The organism is Hymenobacter chitinivorans DSM 11115, from assembly GCF_002797555.1.
Lineage (GTDB): Bacteria > Bacteroidota > Bacteroidia > Cytophagales > Hymenobacteraceae > Hymenobacter > Hymenobacter chitinivorans.
Window position 1 is genome coordinate 719,455 of the sequence record NZ_PGFA01000001.1, and the last position, 19,146, is coordinate 738,600.

The window sequence follows — 19,146 nt, forward strand, 5'->3', positions numbered from 1 at the left end:
AATACGCTAACACGCATCAGCGCAAAAAAGCTGCCTTCGACGGGAGAAAAACCACTGAAAACGCTACCGGGCTGCCAAGTTGCCTGAACCCCAGATTTTTCTACCTTTGCCCCGGCCCTTGCTGAGGCCCTACAACTCGCGCGCATTATGCGGCTGCTTCCCGGCGCGCGTCCATTTCTTAGTATCTCCTAAAGAAGACCTCGTGAAAACAGTCTACTTTACGGATCGTAGCGCCGTGGAGCAGAACGCGCTACAGTCCCTTCTCGCCTTCGAGGAAAAACCGAACATCGGGTCCATTGCCGTATTCCCCGATATCCACTTTTGCTCCGAGCGTTCTATCCCGGTAGGGGTAGCCTTTCAAACAACCGAAGTTTTTTATCCGCTGGTAACGGGCAAGGACATGGGCTGCGGAGTGGCCTACCTGCGAATTCCCCGTTCGGAAGTCTTGCGGCCCTTCGACAAAGCCCGGCACTACCGCGCCCTGGAGCGGGAGGTGCACCGCATGACGGAGGAAGGCCTGGGCGGCGGCAACCACTTTCTGGCGCTGGAAGCTTCGGCCGACTACCTCTATATCATCGTGCACACCGGCAGCCGCAACCTGGGCATTTACATGTACCAGCAAAACTGCCGCCTGTTGCAGCAGCACAACCCCGGCCAGGACTGGCTGCCCATCGAGCGGGCCACGCCCAACTACCGGCACGAATACGAGCGGGTGCTGGGCTACGCGGCGAGCCGGCGGCGGGAATTTGTGGAGAAAACCTACGACTTTCTGCGGCGCAACCAGTACGTGGCGGCCGGTGCCCCCGTGTTTGCCGACAGCTGCCACAACCTGCTGGAGTTTGCCGCCGGGGGCGTTATTCACCGCAAGGGCAGCACGCAGCTGCTCGGAGAAAGTGAGGTCGTCATTCCGCTGTCCATGAGTCGGGGTTCCTTGATTGTGAAGCCAAACCGCTGGAACCGGGCGCTAGAGCAGGCGCTGTGGAGCTGCGCGCACGGGGCCGGCCGCCAGTACAGCCGCACCGATACGCTGAAGTACTGGCACTCACTCAAAAGAGCCGAGAAGGATGCCTACCGCCAGCGCTTTGCGGAGCTGCTCAACCGGCAGGGCGACTTCGACAGCAGCATCCTGCAGGAGTTCGACTTTGCCTACAAAGACTCCGCGGCATTGCTGGCCACCCAGCCCCATCTGATCCGCTGCGACGAAACCCGACCCATCGTCACGGTTAAGTTTACCGGGGTGTAGAAGCCGGCGGCTGAAACAATTTTCGTAGCCTGCAAAAAGTAGAAAAGCCCCTGAAAACACTGTTCTCAGGGGCTTTTCCATATTTCGTATTTTCGATAAGGCTGCCGGTCGTTTACCGCTGGCGTAGGGCCTGGGTGTCGGTGCCGTGGGCGCGGTTGTTGAGCGACCAGTCGAAGGGCAGAAACTCTACCGTGGCGGTGGGCTCGATTTTGACGGCCGAGTAGCGGTTCAGGAAGGCAACGAGCTTTTCGCCTTCGCCAAACTCGGCGGCGTACCAGTCGAACAGGCTGGAGAGGCGGGCCGTGGTTGGGGCAATCTGGTTGAGAGTGGTGCGGCTCAGGAACAAGCGGCCCTGAGCGTCGAGCTGCTGGTTGAGCCGGGCGCCGTCATAAGCTTCGTTGAGCAGCGGCGGGCAGGAAGTGGCGGCCGACACCAGGGCAAAATGCACGCGGGGGTCTTTAAACTCGGGCCGCAGAATCTCTTTTTCAATGGCGTTGAGCGAATACACCTTACCGCCCACGTTAACCGTGCCCGCCTCCCAGGCCGATTTGTAGCCCTTGAGCTCCTTAACCCGAATTTCGTTCATGCTGGCTACGGGGAAGTACTGGAGCACGGTATAAATCGTGGCCGCGTTGTAGACGTTAATCCAGTACGCTTCTTTGTCGGCGGCCGACCAGGTGGCGGCGGGCGGCGTTTTGCGAATGGTTTGCAGGTAGGCGTCGAGTTGGTCTTCTTCCTCCAAAAAGCCTTCGTAATCGACGAAGCCTTCGGGCGTCACGTGGCGGCGCAGCAGGTCGGTCCAGGGTGCGTGCAGCACCTGCGGCGACTTGGGGTCCTCGGCGTGCAGGCTAGCTACGGGCAGCGTACAGGCAAACCACGTCAGAAACACCACAAACCAGGTGTAAAAGGAGGACTTATTCATGCGCAGATAGGTGTCGGGAAGACAGGTCGGGGAAGCAGCTCAAAGAACTAGCAAAAATGCAACTCAACCGTAGCCGGCCACTGATTGGGAAATTAATGACCAATCATGGTCTATTGAATTATTTACGGTTTTAATTGATCTTCAAAGCTACAAGGTTTTTTAATAATGAGCAAAGCGGCCGGGTAACTTTTTGACCACCTCAATTTTAGGGCCGTTGCTCCCGAGTTTGGGGCGCTGAGTCCGTAAAAAGCGGTAATCAACCCGTAAAAACCCCGTAAAGTCCCGTTTCTACGTCAGCGTAGTTTGCACCAGCAGCGCGTCGCCGAGGCGCAGGGTGCCGCTGCCGGGGCCAGTCACGTTCTGCCCGAACATTACCTTGCCGTTCTGGGTGCGGTAGGGGGCCATGGTGCGCAGGGGCTCGGCGCCTTTGTGGGCCGTACCCTGGTCGATGGTCGTGACCAGGCACCGGCCGCAGGGCCGCACGCCCTCAAAGATCAGCTCGCCGATGCGGAACTGGCCCCAGGCTTCTTCCTCGTAGGGCTGGCCGCCGCTAAACACGAGGTTGGGCCGAAACCGGTTCATGGGCACCGCTTGGGGCAGGCGGCTATTCAGCTCATCGAGGGAGGCCTGGCCGACAAGCAGGAACGGATACGCATCGGCGAAGCTCACGTGGCCGGGCACTGCCCCGTCGTCGGTGGCGCGCATGACCATATCCGACATATAAACCAGCTTGCAGGCGCGGCCCAGAGCCTCGCTCAGCCAGGCATCGGCTTCGGGCGTGCCGCGCCAGGCAAAGACCATATCGTCCCAGATAGTCACGAACAAAGTGCGTTCGGGCGTGGCCTCGAAAGGCACGTAGAGGGGCAGCAGTTCGGGTCGGGCCGAATGGGTAATCAGAAAGCCATTATAAGCGGGCAACACCTTGAGCAGGGCCATTTCAGCGGTTTGCCGCTGGGTCATAAACTGGTTGCGCTCGTCCACAATCAGCCAGCGCCGGTCGTGGCGCAGGCCCCGGGGCTCTACCACGGCTTCCGTTACGCGGATGCCGCCCAGGGATTTGACAGGATAGATATACAGGTCAGCAAGGACAAGAGAAACGCTCATGCCCCAAAGGTAGGGGGTTAATGTGCTCAGGTGCTAATGTGGGAGAATGCGGTAATTTTTAATGGGGAAAATGGGGTTGAATGTGGGGAATGTGGAAAATGGATATTCGTGTCCTTGCCAGGACGCAGGACGAAGCCATCCAGCCTCTGCGCAGGTAGTCATGGCCTTCTCAACGGAAAAGCCCCTTCCTGCACGCGGTAGGAAGGGGCTTTTCCGTTGAGAAGGCTGGGCACATTTCAGAGGATGGATTGTCACGGGTTACGCCTCCCAAGGACGCATTCCTTCACATTATCGACATTCCCCCACATTAAAATCCTATTGTCCGGAGCTGGGGGCTTTTTGGGTTTGCTGGGTGGCTAGCTGTACGGCTTTGTAGAGGTTCACGACGCCACCGGTGCTGGAAAGCTGGGTGAAGTCAACGGTTTTCTTCTCGCCGGGTACCGGTACTTTGGTATGCACCGGCTGGGCCGACTGCATGATGATGCGCTTCAGGTCGGAGGCGGTGAGTTGGGGGAAGTAGGACTTGAGCACGGCGGCTACCCCAGCTACCGTGGGGGCGGCCATACTGGTGCCGCTTTCGTTGCCATACTTGCTGCCGGGCATGGTGGAATAAATGCCTACGCCGGGGGCAAAGACGTCGACTTTCTTACCGTAGTTGGAGAAGTTGGCCGTCAGTTGGGCGTCATTAGTACTGCCCGAAGCGCCCACCGTAATAAAGTTGGGGTAGGCCGTGCCGCTTAGGGGCGTGGGCGCGGGGTAATGGGTCACTACGTCCACGTTCTTCGACTCGTTGCCGGCCGCGTGCACCAGCAGTACACCCTTGGAGCCGGCGTAGCGGATGGCTTCGTCCACGGCGTCGCGGTGGGGCGAGTAGTACTTGCCGAAGCTCATGTTGATAATCTGGGCCCCGTTGTCGACGGCGTAGCGGATGGCGTTGGCCACGTCCTTGTCGTGCTCGTCGCCGTTGGGCACGGCCCGCACGCCCATGATGCGTACCGAAGCGCCGGCCACGCCCTGCACGCCGAGGTTATTGTCGCGGTCGGCGGCAATGATACCGGCCACGTGGGTGCCGTGCAGCGCGTCGGGGCCGGTAATGTCGGGGTTGCCGTAGCTGCGGTCCTTCACGTTGTCCTCGTCGTCGCCGACGATGGCGCGGGGCTTATAATCGAGGTTGAGCGAGTAGTCGAGGTGCTTCTTGGTTTCGGTGGTGCCTTCCTGCACCTGCTTTACTACCGCATCGAGGTCGGGCAGGCCCGACGATTTGAGGCTTTCGTAGAGCTGGGCGGAAAGCTGCTCGATTTTGGGCCGGAGCTTGGCGTCGAGGCTCTGCACCGGCGGGCGGCGCAGCACGGCCGTATCCACGCGCTCCACGCCCAGCACGGCCTTGAGCTGCTCGTTGATGCTAGCGAGGTTATCGACCAGGGGCTGGTACTCCTGGTACTGCTCGGTTTCCTCTTTCACCTTGTCGGCGTAGTCCTTTTTTACCTTCTGGTACAGGTCGTACTCGGCGCGCTTGGCGGCGGGCACGGCGGTGCGGGCCTTGCCTTCGTAAAGAGGCTTGAGCTTGGCTACCAGGCGGGTTTCCTCGTAGAGGTCAATGTCCACATTACGGCCGTCTTTGCCGCCCAGGAAGTTCCAGCCGTGGATGTCGTCCACGTAGCCGTTCTTGTCGTCGTCGATGCCGTTGCCGACAATTTCCCGGGGATTTTTCCACAGCACCCGCTTCAGGTCCTCGTGGGTGGTGTCGATGCCGGCATCAATAACGGCCACGAGGACGGGCGAGGCCGTCCGGTTTTTGAGCAGCTCGTCGTAGGTGCGCTGGGTGCTGATGCCCATGACCTTGTCCTTTTGCGGGTCGAGGTGGGTCCACTGGGGCACCGCCGGGGCCGGGGTGGCGGGGGCGGCGCTTTGGGCTACGGCAAAAGATGGCAGGAGCGCCACGCCGAGGTAGGCAAGCCAGGGGCGGGGAAATGGACGCATGCAGGGAGAGTGTGGAGAAGACAATAGAGACGGAAGATAGGAAACGGACAAGGTTTGCCCGGTAAGAGTTGCGGCCCGCGCAAAAAATCCTCGGCCGCATAACCCCGATTACGCGCCGGTCCGTTCCCGGACCGCGCACATTAGCGCCCCGGTGCCCCGTCTAACCGCCTGAGGTAGATACAGCCGCGTCTTCGTTCCAGGCGGCGGCAACCGGGCCGAAACCCTGCCGCCGCCGCCTGGAACGAAGACGCCCGCAGTAAAAAAAACGAAACGATTACTGTTTCACAAAGCGCAGGGCCGCCGCACCCTGTTCCTGCTGGGTGCGCACGGTGTAGATTCCGGCCGGTAGCGGGGATACGTTGAGCGTGGCCGAGGTGCCCAGCGGGTGGTGCTCCAGTACAGTGCGGCCCAGGGCATCGAGCACGTAGACCGGGTAAGCCGGGTTCAGCCCGTCGATGGTCAGCTCCCGGGTGGCGGGCACGGGACTGGCCTGCAGCCCCGGACCGGGCTCCCGCACCGTCACCACGGCCACGGGCAGGACTGTTTCCAGGTCGTTGCGGTCGGTTTGGCGCAGCCGGTAGTACCAGGTGCCGGGCTGGGCAGTAGCATCCACGTAGCGGTAGTCGGCGCCCCGGCTGGCTGAGCCCTGGGCTTCCAAGTACTTTAGGGACTGCCAGGTGGGCTGCGCGGCCGCGCGCCGCTCCACGGTAAAGCCCCTGCTAAGGTCCTCGGTGGCGGTGGCCCACTGCAGCTGCACCCCGCCCTTGAGGGCCTGGGCCGTAAAGGAAACCAGAGACACGGGCAGGGGCCGCGCCATATCGGCCAGGGTAAAGAAATTGCCTTTCAAAAAGTCGCGGATGCGCACCACGGTTATTTTGTTCAGGTCCGCGTCGCGGGTGGTGGCGTGCATGTTCTGCCAGGTGCCGCCGTTGGGGTCGGTGGTGCGAAACAGCTCCAGGTAGTTCTCATCCATCGAATACGTTTTCTGCGTCCCGTTGTCGACGTAGCCGTAGGTCAGCTCGCTGGGGTTATCGTCGCGGTAGCTGAAGATGAGCTTAAAGTCGATTCCTTCCTGCTCGGTGGCTTCCACCTTGTACTGCCGCAGGGCGCTTTGGCTCAGGGCGTTGTTGCCGGTGCCAAAGGCCCCGCCGGTTTTGTAGCCGCCCGTGTAGCGCGTAACGGTGGTGACGCCCAGGGGTAAAGTGCCCGAGCTGGGGGCCAACGTCAGACCGATGCCGCTGAACTGGTAGTTGTTGGGGCCCGGCACGTCGCCAGTGGCCTGCACCGTACCCCGGATGTAGCCCGGGCCAGTTTCAGTTAGCGCAATATTGCCCGGATCCGTCGGCGACACGGCCAAGATTACCTTGCTGGCCCCGGTTTCAAGGACGCCGGCCGTCAAACTCAGGCGGGCCAGAATGGTGATGTCGCCGGCCAGGATTTTGGTGCCGGAGCCCGGAATATACAGGCCGTAGTACGTGCCGCTGGCAATCTGCTGGGAGCCGGGGCCGTCGAGCGTAACCCGGGAAGTACCCGGCAGGAAGGTACCCGCCACATTCATGTTGCCACTGACGGTTAGGTTGGCATTGCCGGTGGAGTGCTTGAACGTGGCCCCGCTGCCGATGGTGAAGTTCTTTTTGACCACCACGTTGGCGTTGCTGGTATTCATGTCGAGCGTGCCCTGCTGCACCATCATGTTGCCGTTTATGGTCCAGGAGCCGGCGTTGCGCACCGTCAGGCCCGGCGAGTTGAGCATGAAATCATACACGCTGAAGCTGCCCAAGTCGATGCTGCTGGTGCCGGCCTGGGCGGCGGTAGGGGCCATAAAGCTGGTTTGGCTGAAGGGCTTGGTGGCCGCGCTGCCGTTGCCGGAGTTGGATACGGTGTAGTAATACGGGGCGTAGCGTGCGGCCGTGGCGGTGGCCAGATAGCCGCCCTCATTGGTAATGGGCACGCAGCCGTCGGTGATTTTGAGGTTGCCGGTGGGCGTATAAATGTTGTAGCCCAGCCAGTTGAACGCCCCGGCGGCCGACAGGCTCAGGGCGCTGCGGGCAATGCGCAGTTCCCGCACGCTGGCGTTGCCCACCACCTTGGTGACCAAATCGGCAATGGCTGGGGCCGCCACCGGGGCCGTGCTGGTGGCCCCGACGGAAGTAGCGCCCGACCACAGCCCACTGCCCGCCGCGTAGTACTCCACTTTGCTGTTGTCCAGGAAAAAGGCGCGGTCGGCCTGAAACGGCGGGGTCACGGTAGCCTGCATATTGCCGGTCGTGTACTGAATGCCGCTGAGCGTGCCTTCACTGCCGGTAGCGGGCAGGGCCGGGTCGGTGTCGAAGAAGAGCACCGCGGGTAGGGTGGACTTATTGGCTTCCACGGCCACGTAGATATAGCTGGCATCCCAGGTCATGTACCAGGTAATGCCGTTGGCTACCTGGTTTTGGGCGTCGCCGTACTCGCCGGCGGTGATGACCCCGTCGAGCGTTGGCGTTTGGTACTGCGCCCAGCTCTGACGGGGCAAAACGATACTTAGGGTGCAGAGTAACAGTAGCAAAGGGGAAATTTTTTTCATGGGTGTACTGCTAAGGTGTGGTAGTACACCAAGATAAATTATGTAAATCGTTATAAATAATATTTAAATGTTTAAATAATTTGAAGTCCTATGGAATAGGAATAACGCAACCGAAGCTGGCTGCCCGTGCCCGTAGCTGCTCCCTGCCCAGCAAAGCCACCTCAGCACTGTCGCGCCCAAAGGCGCCGGTAAGGCCGCGGCCCGCTAGAACCTTGGGCCGGTTTGCGGTTACCACTAGCAGCGGCTCCTATCTTTACGCCCTACGCTTCACTTTTCCCCGTTTATGCGTTTTTCTGCCTTTCGTCTGCGCGCCGCCCTGCTGGCCTTACTAGTCACTCAGTCGCTCATTCACTCATTCACCGCCACGGCCCAGGCGCCCAAGACCTACACCTCCTCGGAAATCCTGCTGGGCCTGAAAAAGCTCAACGTTCTGGGCTCGGTGCTATACATGGCCGCCCACCCCGACGACGAAAATACCCGCCTGATTGCCTATATGGCCAACGGCCGCCTGCTCGAAACCGGCTACCTGAGCTGCACCCGCGGCGACGGCGGCCAGAACCTCATCGGCCCCGAGCTGCGCGAGCAGCTCGGCGTCATCCGCACCCAGGAGCTGCTGGCGGCCCGCCGCATCGATGGCGGCCGGCAGTTCTTCACCCGCGCCAACGACTTCGGCTTCTCCAAAACCGCTGAGGAAACCTTCACCATCTGGGACAAGGAGCAGGTGCTGGCCGACATGGTCTGGGTGATTCGCCAGCGCCGGCCCGACGTGCTCATCACCCGCTTCCCGCCCGACGCCCGCGCCGGCCACGGCCACCACACCGCCTCCGCCATCCTGGCCGCCGAAGCCTTCGACGCCGCCGGCGACCCCAAGCGCTTCCCCGAGCAGCTGAAGTACGTACAGGTGTGGCAGCCCAAGCGCCTGTTCTGGAACACCGGCTCCTTCTTCGTGAAGCCCGGCGAAAACATGGATGGCTACCTCAAGCTCGACGCCGGTGGCTATAACCCCCTGCTGGGCCAGAGCTACGGCGAAATTGCGGCCCGCAGCCGCTCCCAGCACAAAAGCCAGGGCTTCGGCTCCAGTGCTACCCGCGGTGAGGCGCTGGAATACTTGCAGCAGGTAAAAGGCGACAAAGCCACGAAAGACCCCTTCGAAGGCATCGACCAAAGCTGGAACCGAGTGAAAGGCGGCGCGGCCGTGGGCAAGCTGATTGACGAGGTAATTCGCAAGTATGACCCGAGTAACCCGGCGGCTAGTGTAGCGGGCTTGGCTTTGGTGAAAAAAGCTATAGACAGTTGGCCAGAAAAGGGCATTTCTGAGCAGCCGGGAGCGAAGGGTAACCCGGATGAGGGGTTTTGGAAAGAGGAAAAAATGGCCGAAGTAGAGCAACTGCTCCAGGCCTGTATGGGCTTGTACATCGAAGCAACTGCCAACACGGCCACCGTGGCGCCCGGGCAGCCGCTGCAAGTGACTATTCAGGCCCTGAACCGCTCTAGCGCCAACGTATACTTGCGTGGTCAACTATTTCTAGGTATCGACTCGGAAGCGGATTCTCTCTGGACGCTGCGCCCGAATCAAACCCTGGTGCGGCGCGTCAATGCCGAACTGCCCGAAAACTTCGTCGTGTCGCAGCCCTACTGGCTGCTGGAGCCGGGTAGCGTTGGGATGTACCGGTTGCCCAAGCAGCTGCAGGAAGGCCAGCAGCGGATGCGGACACCCATTAAGGTATTGGAGCAGGATCTGGTGGGGGAGCCGCAGAATCCAATTTATCCGCAGCTCTACCAAATGGTGGCCTTCGGGCCCAATCAAGGGCTCGATAATTATTTCCATCTCCGGGTTCCCGTCCAGTACAAAAGCACCGACCCGGTCGAAGGGGAGAAGTACCGCCCCCTCACCGTCGTGCCGCCCGTGGCCGTCAACATCGGCGGCCGGGCCTACGTCTTCGCCGACAACACCCCCAAAACCATTCCCGTGACCCTGCGCGCCGGTAAGGCTGGCGTCAAAGGCTCCCTGGCCCTGACGTTGCCCGCCGGCTGGAAAGCTCAGCCCGCCACCGCCGCCTTCGACCTCGCCACCAAGGACGCCGAGCAAACCGTGCTGTTCCAGGTGCAGCCCGGCCCCGGCGCCGCCGAAGGCAAATCCGAAGTCAAAGCCGTAGCCACCGTTGATGGTCAGGCTTATTCGCGCGGCTACCAGGTAATTCAGTACAACCACATTCCGACCCAGACGCTGTTTCCCGAAGCCGTGGCCCCGCTCGTCAAGCTCGACCTCAAGCGCAAGGGCCAGGAAATCGGCTACCTGATGGGGGCCGGCGACGAAGTGCCCGACGCCCTGCGCCAGATCGGCTACAACGTGACCCTGCTCAAGCCCGACGACATCAGCCCCGACTACCTGCGCCGCTTCGACGCCGTGGTGCTCGGCATCCGGGCCTACAATACCCTCGACCGGCTCAAAACCCTCCAGCCCAACCTGCTCAAATACGTCGAAAACGGCGGCAACGTGGTGGTGCAGTACGTGGTAAACCGGGGCACCGTACTGCCCGAAATCGGCCCGTACCCGCTCAAGCTCTCCGCCGACCGGGTCACCGTCGAAAACGCCGCCGTGACCTTCCTCAACCCCAAGCAGCCCCTGCTGAACACGCCTAACAAAATCACCAGCAAGGATTTCGAAGGCTGGGTGCAGGAGCAGGGCCTCTATTACCCCAGCACCTGGGACCCCAAATACCAAACAGTCATCAGCAGCCACGACCCCGGCGAAACGGCCAAGGAAAGCGCCATCCTCGTCGCCGACTACGGCAAGGGCCACTACATCTACACCGGCCTCTCGCTCTTCCGCGAGCTGCCCGCCGGCGTCCCCGGCGCCTACCGCCTGCTCACCAACATGGTGTCCTTGGGCAAGTAGGGGGGTAATGTGCGAATGTGGTTGAATGGGCTGAGGTGCTAATTCTCGGGTCATTGCGGGCGAAGCCATACCGCGTATAAAGCGGCGTCAATCCGTCCTCTGCGCAGCACAACTCGCCCTTTTACCAGAAAGCCCTTTGCTACTGCAGTAGTAAGGGGCTTTCTGGTAAAAGGGCGTGGAGACGCCTACTTGCGTCTCAATCGTAGCGGACGTTGCTAGCCCTGTCTCGCTCACTGAGGAGATGCGAACATGCGTCTACTTAGTGCTCTAAGGGGGGCGGCTGCGCCTAGCAACGAACGGGCGCGTGCAACGAGTCCAGGCGCTGGTGGCCGGAACACATACTGCCAAACGGAACGAATCAGCCGCCGTTTGCGGTTGCTGGGCTCAACTGCGTAGCTTCACGCCCCACCCGTCCCGCTGCCTATGCCCGCGCCCGCGCTGCTTACCCCCCGCCAGTTTCTGCGCCTGACCATCGGCCTGCTCGCCGCCTGCCTGCTGCTCATTCCCTTTTTCGACCAGCCCCTGGCCCTGTTTCTGCACCAGCACTGCGCCCCGGCCCGACCCTTCTTCGAGGCCCTCACCAGCCGCGCCGACCAGCTCCACGAGCTGAGCATGGCCCACCTGCTGGGTATTCCGGTCGTTTTTCTGGGGCTGGCCCTGGCCTTTGGCGTGGGCCGCTGGGTGCTGCGCAGCCCGGCCGCCGGCCTGTTTCTGGTGCTGCTGCTCACCCACGAGCTGAGCATGGTGGCGGCCCGGGTACTCAAGGGCGTGCTGCTGCGCCTGCGTCCGGTGGCGTTGTTTGCCGGCGCCTACCACGATTTGGGCTTCGGCTACGACACCCCCAACACCGGCTCGTTTCCCTCCACCCACACGGCCATCTACGCCAGTTTGTTTGTGCCCCTGGCCGTGGCCTTTCCCCAGCGGCGCCTGCCGCTGCTGCTTTTCCCGGTGCTCATCGGCCTGGGCCGCCTCGTGCTCGACATGCACTACCTCTCCGACGTGCTTTTCTCGGGCTGGCTGGTCGTGCTCTTCACCTTCCTGGCCGGCCAGCTCACCCAGCTCCCCGCCATTGCCGGCCCCCAGGCGGCCCTGGTCCCCGTCCCCGTCCCCGTCGGCGAAGAGTAATCCCATGCTCCGCTTTTCACCCATCATCCGTAACGGCCCCGGCAGCATTTTCCGCGTAGCAAGCGGTAGGTCCTACCGCCGCTGCCCCGCCACCGTTATGCCAACGCCCTGAGGCCCTGTACTACGCCGGTAGTACAGGGCCTTTTTTGTGTAAATCAACTCCCGGCCAAACAGGGGCGGAGCCGCCCGCAGCAGAGCGTACCACCCGTTTGGCCCACATTCCCAACCAGCCGCCAATTGTCATCTACCGGGTAACAAATAACAACTACCATGCATCAGACAGCCTCTATCACCCGTCATTTATCAACTACCATCAGTCAGCCACCAACTACCATGTGCCAGATAGTAACTACCACCCGACACTTAGCAACTACCGATCATCAGACAGCAACAACCACTAGTCAGATAGTAACTACCATCAGTCAGGCATCATCTACCGTGCGCCACTTGTTCCCTACCAAGTAACAATGACATCCTACCAACTATTGACTACCAACTATCAACTAGCAACGAACAACTAAATTGCCGACCTTAACCCCGCCGCCCTTGCCCGCTACTACTCCGCCCGATTCTGAGAAACCCCCGCTGCTGTCGTCCTGGCGGTCTTGGTACACCCTGGTGCTGGCCGCCCTCGGGGCCGAGCTGGCCCTGTTCCTCTACCTGACCCGCCTCTTCGCATGAGCCTCCTCGACTGGCTGGTGCTCGGCGGCACCCTGTTGTTTATTGTTGGCTACGGTACCTGGCGCACCCGCCGCGCCGGTCGCACCCTCGACGCCTATTTGCTGGGCAGCCGGCAGGCCAACTGGTGGGGCATCGGCCTGAGCATCGTGGCCACCCAGGCCTCGGCCATCACCTTTCTGAGCACCCCCGGCCAGGCCTACGACGACGGGATGCGCTTTATCCAGTTCTACTTCGGCCTGCCCCTGGCCATGGTGCTCATTGCCGCCGTGGCCGTGCCCATCTACCAGCGCCTGCGCGTCTTCACGGCCTACGAATACCTCGAAACCCGCTTCGACCGCCGCACCCGCACCCTGGCCGCCCTGTTGTTTCTGGTGCAGCGCGGCCTCTCTAACGGCCTCTCGCTCTACGCCCCGGCCCTGGTCTTATCCGCCATCCTGGGCTGGAACGTGAGCCTGACCGTCTGGCTCATCGGCGGGCTGATGATCAGCTACACCGTGGCCGGGGGCACCCGCGCCGTGGCCGTTACCCAGCAGTGGCAGGTAGCCGTCATCTTCACCGGTATGGTTGTGGCCGGCTACCTGCTGGTGCACTACCTGCCCGCCGGGGTGGGCTTCACCGAGGCCGTACAGGTGGCCGGCTTCCACGGCAAGATGAACCTCATCGACTTCCACTTCGACCCCAAGGACCGCTACAACTTCTGGACCGGCATGACCGGCGGCCTGTTCCTGGCCCTGTCCTACTTCGGCACCGACCAAAGCCAGGTGCAGCGCTACCTCTCGGGGGAGAGCATCACCGAAAGCCGCCTGGGCCTGCTCTTCAACGGCCTGGTGAAAGTGCCCATGCAGTTCGGCATTCTGCTCATTGGCGTGCTGCTCTTCGTGTTTTACCAGTTCAATCAGCCCCCGCTCACCTTCAACATTCCGGTGCGGGAGCAGATTGCCAAAAATCCGCAGTACGCCCGGGGCCTCCACGAGCTGGAGCAGCGCCAGGCCATTACGTTTGCCGCCAAGCGTGACGCCACCACCGAGCTGGTGCGGGCCCTGCAAACCGAGAATGCCGAGTTGATTGGGGCCGCCCAAGCCTACCTGCAAACCACCGAGGCCGCCGCCCAGGGCTTGCGCGCTGCCACCAAGGACTTCCTCAAAAAAGCTGCCCCCACCGCCGAAGCCAAAGACACCGACTACGTCTTCCTGACCTTCGTGCTCCAGTACCTGCCCCGGGGCCTGGTGGGCCTGCTCATTGCCGTGGTGCTCAGCGCGGCCATGAGTTCCGCCGCCGCCGGCCTCAACGCCCTGGCCAGCACCACCATCATCGACCTCTACCGCCCCAGCCGGCCCCACCTGAGCGAGCTGCACTGCGTGCGGGCCTCGCGCTGGGCCACCATCGGCTGGGGCGTGCTCGGCATCGGCTTCGCCCTGTTTGCCGCCCGCCTCGAAAACCTGATTCAGGCCGTCAACATCCTGGGTTCCATCTTCTACGGCACCATCCTGGGTATTTTCGTAGTGGCTTTTTTCATGAAGAGCATCGGTAGCTGGGCCGTCCTACGGGCGGCCATCATCACCCAGCTGCTCATCTTCCTGCTCTTCTTCACCACCGACGTGGCCTACCTCTGGTACAATATCATCGGCTGCGCCCTGGTTATGGGCATTGCCTTAGCCCTGCAGCAACTCCGCCCCCAGCCAGTGCCACAGTCCGCTTAGCCTGTCCTTGCGAGCAGCGCGAAGCCATCAGTCCGCTGAAATTACTACGCCCTCAAAAGTAAAAAGCCCCTTACTACGCGCGGTAGTAAGGGGCTTTCTGGTAAAAGAGCGTTGGTCACCAGCAGAGGACGGATTGCTTCGGCTCACGCCTCGCAAGGACACATTCCCCACATTCAACCACATTTCTCACATTAACGGCTACTTGGCTTTCTTGGCCTGGGCAATCAGCTCGTCGTTCATCTTGGCGTAGTCGGTGTTCTTGGCTTCTACCGCCAGCTTCTTCGACTGCTCGGCGGCCGTGGTAGCGCCCTTGTAGTCCTTCATCTTCAGCCGGATTTTGGCCTCGGTGTGCACGTTCCAGAACTTAGGGTCCTTCTCGTTGGCTTTCTGAATCCAGGCCAGGGCCTGCTTCATGTCCTTGTCGTTGTCGAGGTAGTAGACGGCGGCGGCGGCGTAGTCGTTGGCACTCACGTTGCTGCCTTTAATGACCTTCTCGTCAATCTGGGCCATTACCTTGCTGTCCACGTCCGTCGTGATTTTGAACTTGGCGCTGGTCAGTTCCCACTGCATGTCCACGTTGGCCGTGGAGGGCGTCAGGTCCGAGAAGTTGATGGTGAACGTCTCGACTTTATTGGCCAGCTTGAGGGGCTTGGCCGAAATCCGGGCTACGTCGTCGGCGGCTTTAAAGCCCGCCACGTCGGCCCCCTGCTTGGTGTTCTTGCTGAGCACCACCGTCCAGATGGTTTTGCCCGGAATGGTGTAGAGGCCGTATTCGCCGGCCGGAATCTTCTTGCCTTCCAGAATCACGTCATCCGAAAACTTGATGGTCGTGGTTTGGTTGGCCCCGGTGCGCCAGCGCTTGGCGTAAGGCACCACGGCCTTGGTGGTGGAGTCGCCGAAAATAGCCCGGCCCTTGGCGCTGGGACGGGAGTAGGTGATGGTAATGTCGGTGAGGCCCACGCGCTGGGTGACAGTGCTTTTGGGGCTGGCCGCCGGCGTGCTAATCTGGGCCGAGGCGGCGCCGCTCAGCAGCAGGCCACTCACGAGCAGGGTCGCACCCAGGGTGCGGGAAGAGGACTTCAGCAGAGAAGTAGAGAGCATAAAGAGGGGATTGTGGAGGTTAGACCGGGTAAAAATAGGGAAATCTGCTACACCAAGGGCCTTTTGAAGTCAGGATTTGCTAAAAATATTGGCGCAGGGTGCTCATTGGGTTGGCCGGGCTTAGGCCTCGTGCTGCGCAATGGCCTGGGCCATCAGCAGCTCCCGCACGTCGGCTAGGGAGGTGGGGGCGGGCAGGCAGCGCAGGTCGAGGTAGTAGCAGGCGGCCTCGGTGGGGTAGAGCAGCAGCCAGTGGGGCTCCACCCACACCGCTTTGCGGATGGCCGACCAGTGCAGGGAAAACTGGACTAGCTCACTCTGGCCCTGCAGCTCGTTGGGCAGCAGCGTGTACACCATGCTACGGCTGAGTCCGGCGCGGCTTTTTTCGTAGCCCCGCCGCAGCAGCCAGCGCACAAATTGCCCGCGGCCCACCAGGAAGGCCAGGCCCGCCGCCAGTAGTACCGGGTTGGTCCAGGAGGTGAGCTGCCAGGAATTCTGGCCCAGGGTATAAACAACACTAATGGCCAGCAGCGTGAGGGCACCGCCGAGCAGCCAATTGCTGCGGCGGGTGCTCATGCGCTGGTTCCACAGCCGGTAATTAATCGAAACGTAGTCGGCCGGGGATAAGGTAACCGGCCGTAAAGTGATGCTGGGCATAGCGGCAAAGATGCTTATTCGGCTGCCGCACCCGGCTTGGGCAGCAGGGCCAGCACCTGCTCGGCCGTGGCCGGCGCCTGCACCAGGGCCAGGTTCAGGTAGTAGCACTGCTCGACGGAAGTATAGAGTAAGACCCAGCCCGGCACCTGCTGAATGCTGTAGAACTCAACCCACCGGAAAAAGCGCGAACTGCCGCCCTGCGTAATCCTAACGCCGGGCGGCTCAACGGTAAAGCCGGTGGCCTGCTGCTGACTGGGCAACTGCCGGTACGCCCGGTGGTATTCCCACCACTGGTAGGCCAGGCCCAGCACGCTGGAAACCGTAACCAGGACCACCCAGCTCACCCAGGCGCGCGGCCGGAACCAAAAGCCGAGGGCCGCGCCGGTTGCTACTATGGCGGCCCAGCGCTGCACTTTCACTTTCCACGGGTCGGAGGTAGCCGGCCGGGGCTCCCGCTTCTCGTCGGGGTAGCGCCGCCGCTGCTGCTCCTGGTGGATGGCCTGGAACTCGGCGAAGGAAACGGCGCAGGGCGCTACCTCAATAGACGTCGCGAATAGGGCAGGCCCGGCCATTACGGAATTACTGATAGTTGACAACGAAGTCGAAGCGGTTGATGCCCTGATTTTGCAATACACGCATGATCTGCCTTACCCGCGCAAAGGATAAGCGCGCATCGGCCCGGATGCGAAAGTGTGGACAGATTCCAGCGCTAAAGTAGGAAGGCGAATACAAAGTCACATACAGGTTAGAACTAGCCACAATGTATTCGGAAAGCTGGTCGTTGCCGGGTGCCACGGGAATACCCACGGCGTAGTCTCGTCGTTGGGTTGGCGATGCCGAAAGCCACGCGGGTAGCTGCTCGATGCTCTGGCTTAAAAAGGGAAGCTGCCCCAGTTGCTGCAGTTCCGCAGCGGTGAATGATATACCGTGCTGGCGCGCGACATACTGAACCAGAGAGGTTTGCGTCAATGAATCGGTTTCTAGATACGCCCGATTCTGCGCGTCCAGGGAAATAATGATGGGAGGATTATCAAGGAGGATGCAGGTCGGTGGTTGACCGTACGTAAGAGGAAGCTGTACCGGTGGAGTCGCACTGCGTAAGGGCCCGGAAGAAGCCAATAGAAGGCATAAACTCAGGGCAATGCCAGTCAGGGCCGCCATCTCAAGCGAAACCCGGAAGCTCGTGCGACGAGTATGGTAAGCAGCGCTGTTGGCCATAGTTTAGAAGAGAAGCCAATTAAGGTAACAATAAGCACCGCAAATCGAAAAGGCGAAGCCCAAGCCTCGCCTTTTGATTATTCGATAATACCCTGCCGCAGGCTAGCTTACCTCCAGCTGCAGCTTCAGCAAATTCGCGTAGAGCCCGTTTTCACTGTGGCTGAGCTCGTCGTGGCTACCTTGCTCCACGATGCGGCCCCCGTCGATAACCAGGATCTTGTCGACTTTGCGAATAGTGCTCAGACGGTGGGCAATGATGATGCTGGTGCGGTTCTGCATGAGTTCATCCATGGCGCTTTGCACCAGCTTCTCGCTCTCGGAGTCGAGGGCGGAGGTGGCTTCGTCCAGAATCAGGATGGCGGGGTTTTTCAGAATGGCCCTCGCAATGGCAATGCGCTGCCGCTGCCCGCCCGAGAGCTTCACGCCCCGCTCCCCGACCACCGTGTCGAGGCCTTCGGGGAAGGTCGACACGAACTGCCAGGCATTGGCCTTGCGCGCGGCGGCCTCGATTTCCTCGTCGGTAGCGTCGGTTTTGCCATAGGCAATGTTCTCCCGGATAGAGCCGCCGAAGAGCAGGGTTTCCTGGGGCACGATGCCAATGTGGCGGCGCAGCTCGGTCAGGTCGTAGAGCTGCAGGTCGCGGCCATCGACGAGGATTTTGCCCCCGCTGAGCTCGTAGAACTGCATGAGCAGCTGCACGATGGTGCTTTTGCCCGCCCCGCTGGGGCCGACCAGGGCAATTTTCTCCCCGGCCTGAATGTCGAAGTCGATGTTCTTGAGCACCGGCAAATCGGGGCGGGTAGGGTAGCTGAAGGCCACGTTGCGGTACTCAATGTCGCCGCGCACCTGCAAGGGGGCCGTGCCCGCCACCCGGGGCCGGTGGGTGGGCTCACTGGGCTCATCGAGGATTTCCAGAATCCGCTCGGAGGCGCCCAGCGTGCTTTGCACCTTGCCGTACAACTCGCCCAGGCCACCCACGGAAGCTCCGATGAAGATGGTGTAGAGGGCAAAGGAAGTCAGGTCGCCGATGGTCATTTGGCCGGCCGCTACCAGGGAAGCCGCCCGCCACAGCACCAGGATGATGCCGCCAAACAAACCGATGATGACAAACGAGACGAAGCCGCCCCGGTAGAGGTTGCTGCGCAGGGCCGCCTGCACGGTTTTGGTCAAAGACGACGTGTAGCGCCGGGTTTCGAACTGCTCGTTGGTAAAGGCCTTCACCGTGTTGATGCCCTGCAGAGTTTCTTCCACGATGACGTTGGTTTTGGCCAGCTCATCCTGGGTGGCCTTGGCCAGCACCCGGATTTTGCGCCCGAATACCATGGCCACCAGCACGATGGGTGGAAAGGTGAGCAGCATAAACAAGGACAGCTTCACCGACACGAGCATGATGAACGTGACGCCCACGATGAGCGTGGTGACCTGGCGGAACAGCTCGGCTAGGGTCAGCGAGAAGGAGTCCTGAATCTGGCCCACGTCGGAAGTGATGCGCGAAGTAATGGCGCCCACCCGGTTTTTCTCGAAGTAGGGAATCGGTAGGCTCACGAACTTGGCGTAGAGGGCCTGCCGAATGTCGCGCACGGTGTACTCACTGACCTGGGTAAAGAGCCAGATACGGCCAAACGAGAACAGGCCCTGCAGCAGAATCACGGCAAACAGGCCCAGGGCAATCTGGTTGATGCTGACCGTCAGGCCGTTGGGCAATACGAAGGGCTTGCCGTTGGCCGTGTCGGTGAGCTTGCCAATCACCCAGGGAAAGCACATGGTGGTGGCGCTGGACAAGGCCAGCAGCAGCAGCCCGACGATAAACTTGGCGCGGTAGGGCAGCACGTAGCGGAAAATCCGCAGGCCGTGCCGGAAGCTTTCCTTGGTTATTTTCTTCTTGGGCACGTCCGGATCAAGGGTCGTGCCGCTGGTATTCATTCCACTTCTGGCCATTCTGGGTATTTAGTG

At 61.2% G+C, this 19,146-nt stretch carries 14 protein-coding genes; 5 read left to right on the forward strand and 9 right to left on the reverse strand.

The features are described 5' to 3' along the window. Window positions 1-202 precede the first annotated feature (202 nt). Window positions 203-1,243, forward strand: a complete 1,041-nt coding sequence (locus CLV45_RS02945) for an RtcB family protein (protein ID WP_100334898.1) — start codon at window positions 203-205, stop codon at window positions 1,241-1,243. A 112-nt stretch (window positions 1,244-1,355) separates the two neighbouring features. Here the strand turns inward: CLV45_RS02945 and CLV45_RS02950 are convergent, their stop codons facing one another. From CLV45_RS02950 to CLV45_RS02965, 4 genes are all read right to left on the reverse strand, one after another. Beyond that, a complete protein-coding gene (locus tag CLV45_RS02950; RefSeq protein WP_100334899.1) occupies window positions 1,356-2,165 on the reverse strand; it encodes a DUF547 domain-containing protein in 810 nt (269 codons plus the stop codon). Between the two features lie 288 nt (window positions 2,166-2,453). Next, complete coding sequence (locus CLV45_RS02955) at window positions 2,454-3,269, reverse strand: MOSC domain-containing protein (RefSeq protein ID WP_100334900.1); 816 nt, start codon at window positions 3,267-3,269, stop codon at window positions 2,454-2,456. A 315-nt stretch (window positions 3,270-3,584) separates the two neighbouring features. Beyond that, window positions 3,585-5,249 (reverse strand): S8 family peptidase, encoded by a 1,665-nt coding sequence (locus tag CLV45_RS02960; RefSeq protein WP_100334901.1) that lies wholly within the window; start codon window positions 5,247-5,249, stop codon window positions 3,585-3,587. Between the two features lie 274 nt (window positions 5,250-5,523). Beyond that, the gene (locus tag CLV45_RS02965) at window positions 5,524-7,815 is read right to left on the reverse strand and encodes a T9SS type A sorting domain-containing protein (RefSeq protein ID WP_100334902.1); all 2,292 of its coding nucleotides are present in this window, start codon (window positions 7,813-7,815) and stop codon (window positions 5,524-5,526) included. Between the two features lie 283 nt (window positions 7,816-8,098). On the opposite strand from CLV45_RS02965, the gene CLV45_RS02970 reads away from it, so the two are divergent. The 4 genes from CLV45_RS02970 to CLV45_RS02980 all read left to right on the forward strand — a co-directional run bounded on the left by CLV45_RS02970 (window position 8,099) and on the right by CLV45_RS02980 (window position 14,220). Then, window positions 8,099-10,714, forward strand: coding sequence for a PIG-L family deacetylase (locus tag CLV45_RS02970; protein ID WP_100334903.1), 2,616 nt, complete (start codon window positions 8,099-8,101; stop codon window positions 10,712-10,714). 423 nt (window positions 10,715-11,137) lie between these two features. Continuing rightward, entirely contained in the window at window positions 11,138-11,839 is a 702-nt protein-coding gene (locus CLV45_RS02975) for a phosphatase PAP2 family protein (protein ID WP_100334904.1), read from the forward strand. Between the two features lie 546 nt (window positions 11,840-12,385). After that, window positions 12,386-12,520 carry a hypothetical protein gene (locus CLV45_RS25430; RefSeq protein ID WP_262496860.1) on the forward strand — a complete coding sequence of 45 codons (135 nt, stop codon included), beginning with the start codon at window positions 12,386-12,388 and terminating at the stop codon, window positions 12,518-12,520. After that, the gene (locus CLV45_RS02980) at window positions 12,517-14,220 is read left to right on the forward strand and encodes a sodium:solute symporter (protein ID WP_100334905.1); all 1,704 of its coding nucleotides are present in this window, start codon (window positions 12,517-12,519) and stop codon (window positions 14,218-14,220) included. Before CLV45_RS25430 ends, CLV45_RS02980 begins: the two co-directional genes overlap by 4 nt. A 198-nt stretch (window positions 14,221-14,418) precedes the next feature. On the opposite strand, the gene CLV45_RS02985 is transcribed toward CLV45_RS02980, so the two are convergent. The 5 genes from CLV45_RS02985 to CLV45_RS03005 all read right to left on the reverse strand — a co-directional run bounded on the left by CLV45_RS02985 (window position 14,419) and on the right by CLV45_RS03005 (window position 19,131). Further along, entirely contained in the window at window positions 14,419-15,321 is a 903-nt protein-coding gene (locus CLV45_RS02985) for a DUF2911 domain-containing protein (RefSeq protein WP_100334906.1), read from the reverse strand. Window positions 15,322-15,441: 120 nt separating this feature from the next. Further along, the gene (locus CLV45_RS02990) at window positions 15,442-15,975 is read right to left on the reverse strand and encodes a hypothetical protein (RefSeq protein WP_100334907.1); all 534 of its coding nucleotides are present in this window, start codon (window positions 15,973-15,975) and stop codon (window positions 15,442-15,444) included. A 14-nt stretch (window positions 15,976-15,989) separates the two neighbouring features. Beyond that, window positions 15,990-16,547, reverse strand: a complete 558-nt coding sequence (locus CLV45_RS02995) for a hypothetical protein (protein ID WP_100334908.1) — start codon at window positions 16,545-16,547, stop codon at window positions 15,990-15,992. A gap of 7 nt (window positions 16,548-16,554) precedes the next feature. Then, on the reverse strand, window positions 16,555-17,193 hold the full coding sequence (locus tag CLV45_RS03000; RefSeq protein WP_100334909.1) for a hypothetical protein: 639 nt from the start codon (window positions 17,191-17,193) through the stop codon (window positions 16,555-16,557). A 102-nt stretch (window positions 17,194-17,295) separates the two neighbouring features. Further along, a complete protein-coding gene (locus tag CLV45_RS03005) occupies window positions 17,296-19,131 on the reverse strand; it encodes an ABC transporter ATP-binding protein (protein WP_211289895.1) in 1,836 nt (611 codons plus the stop codon). Window positions 19,132-19,146: the final 15 nt, after the last annotated feature.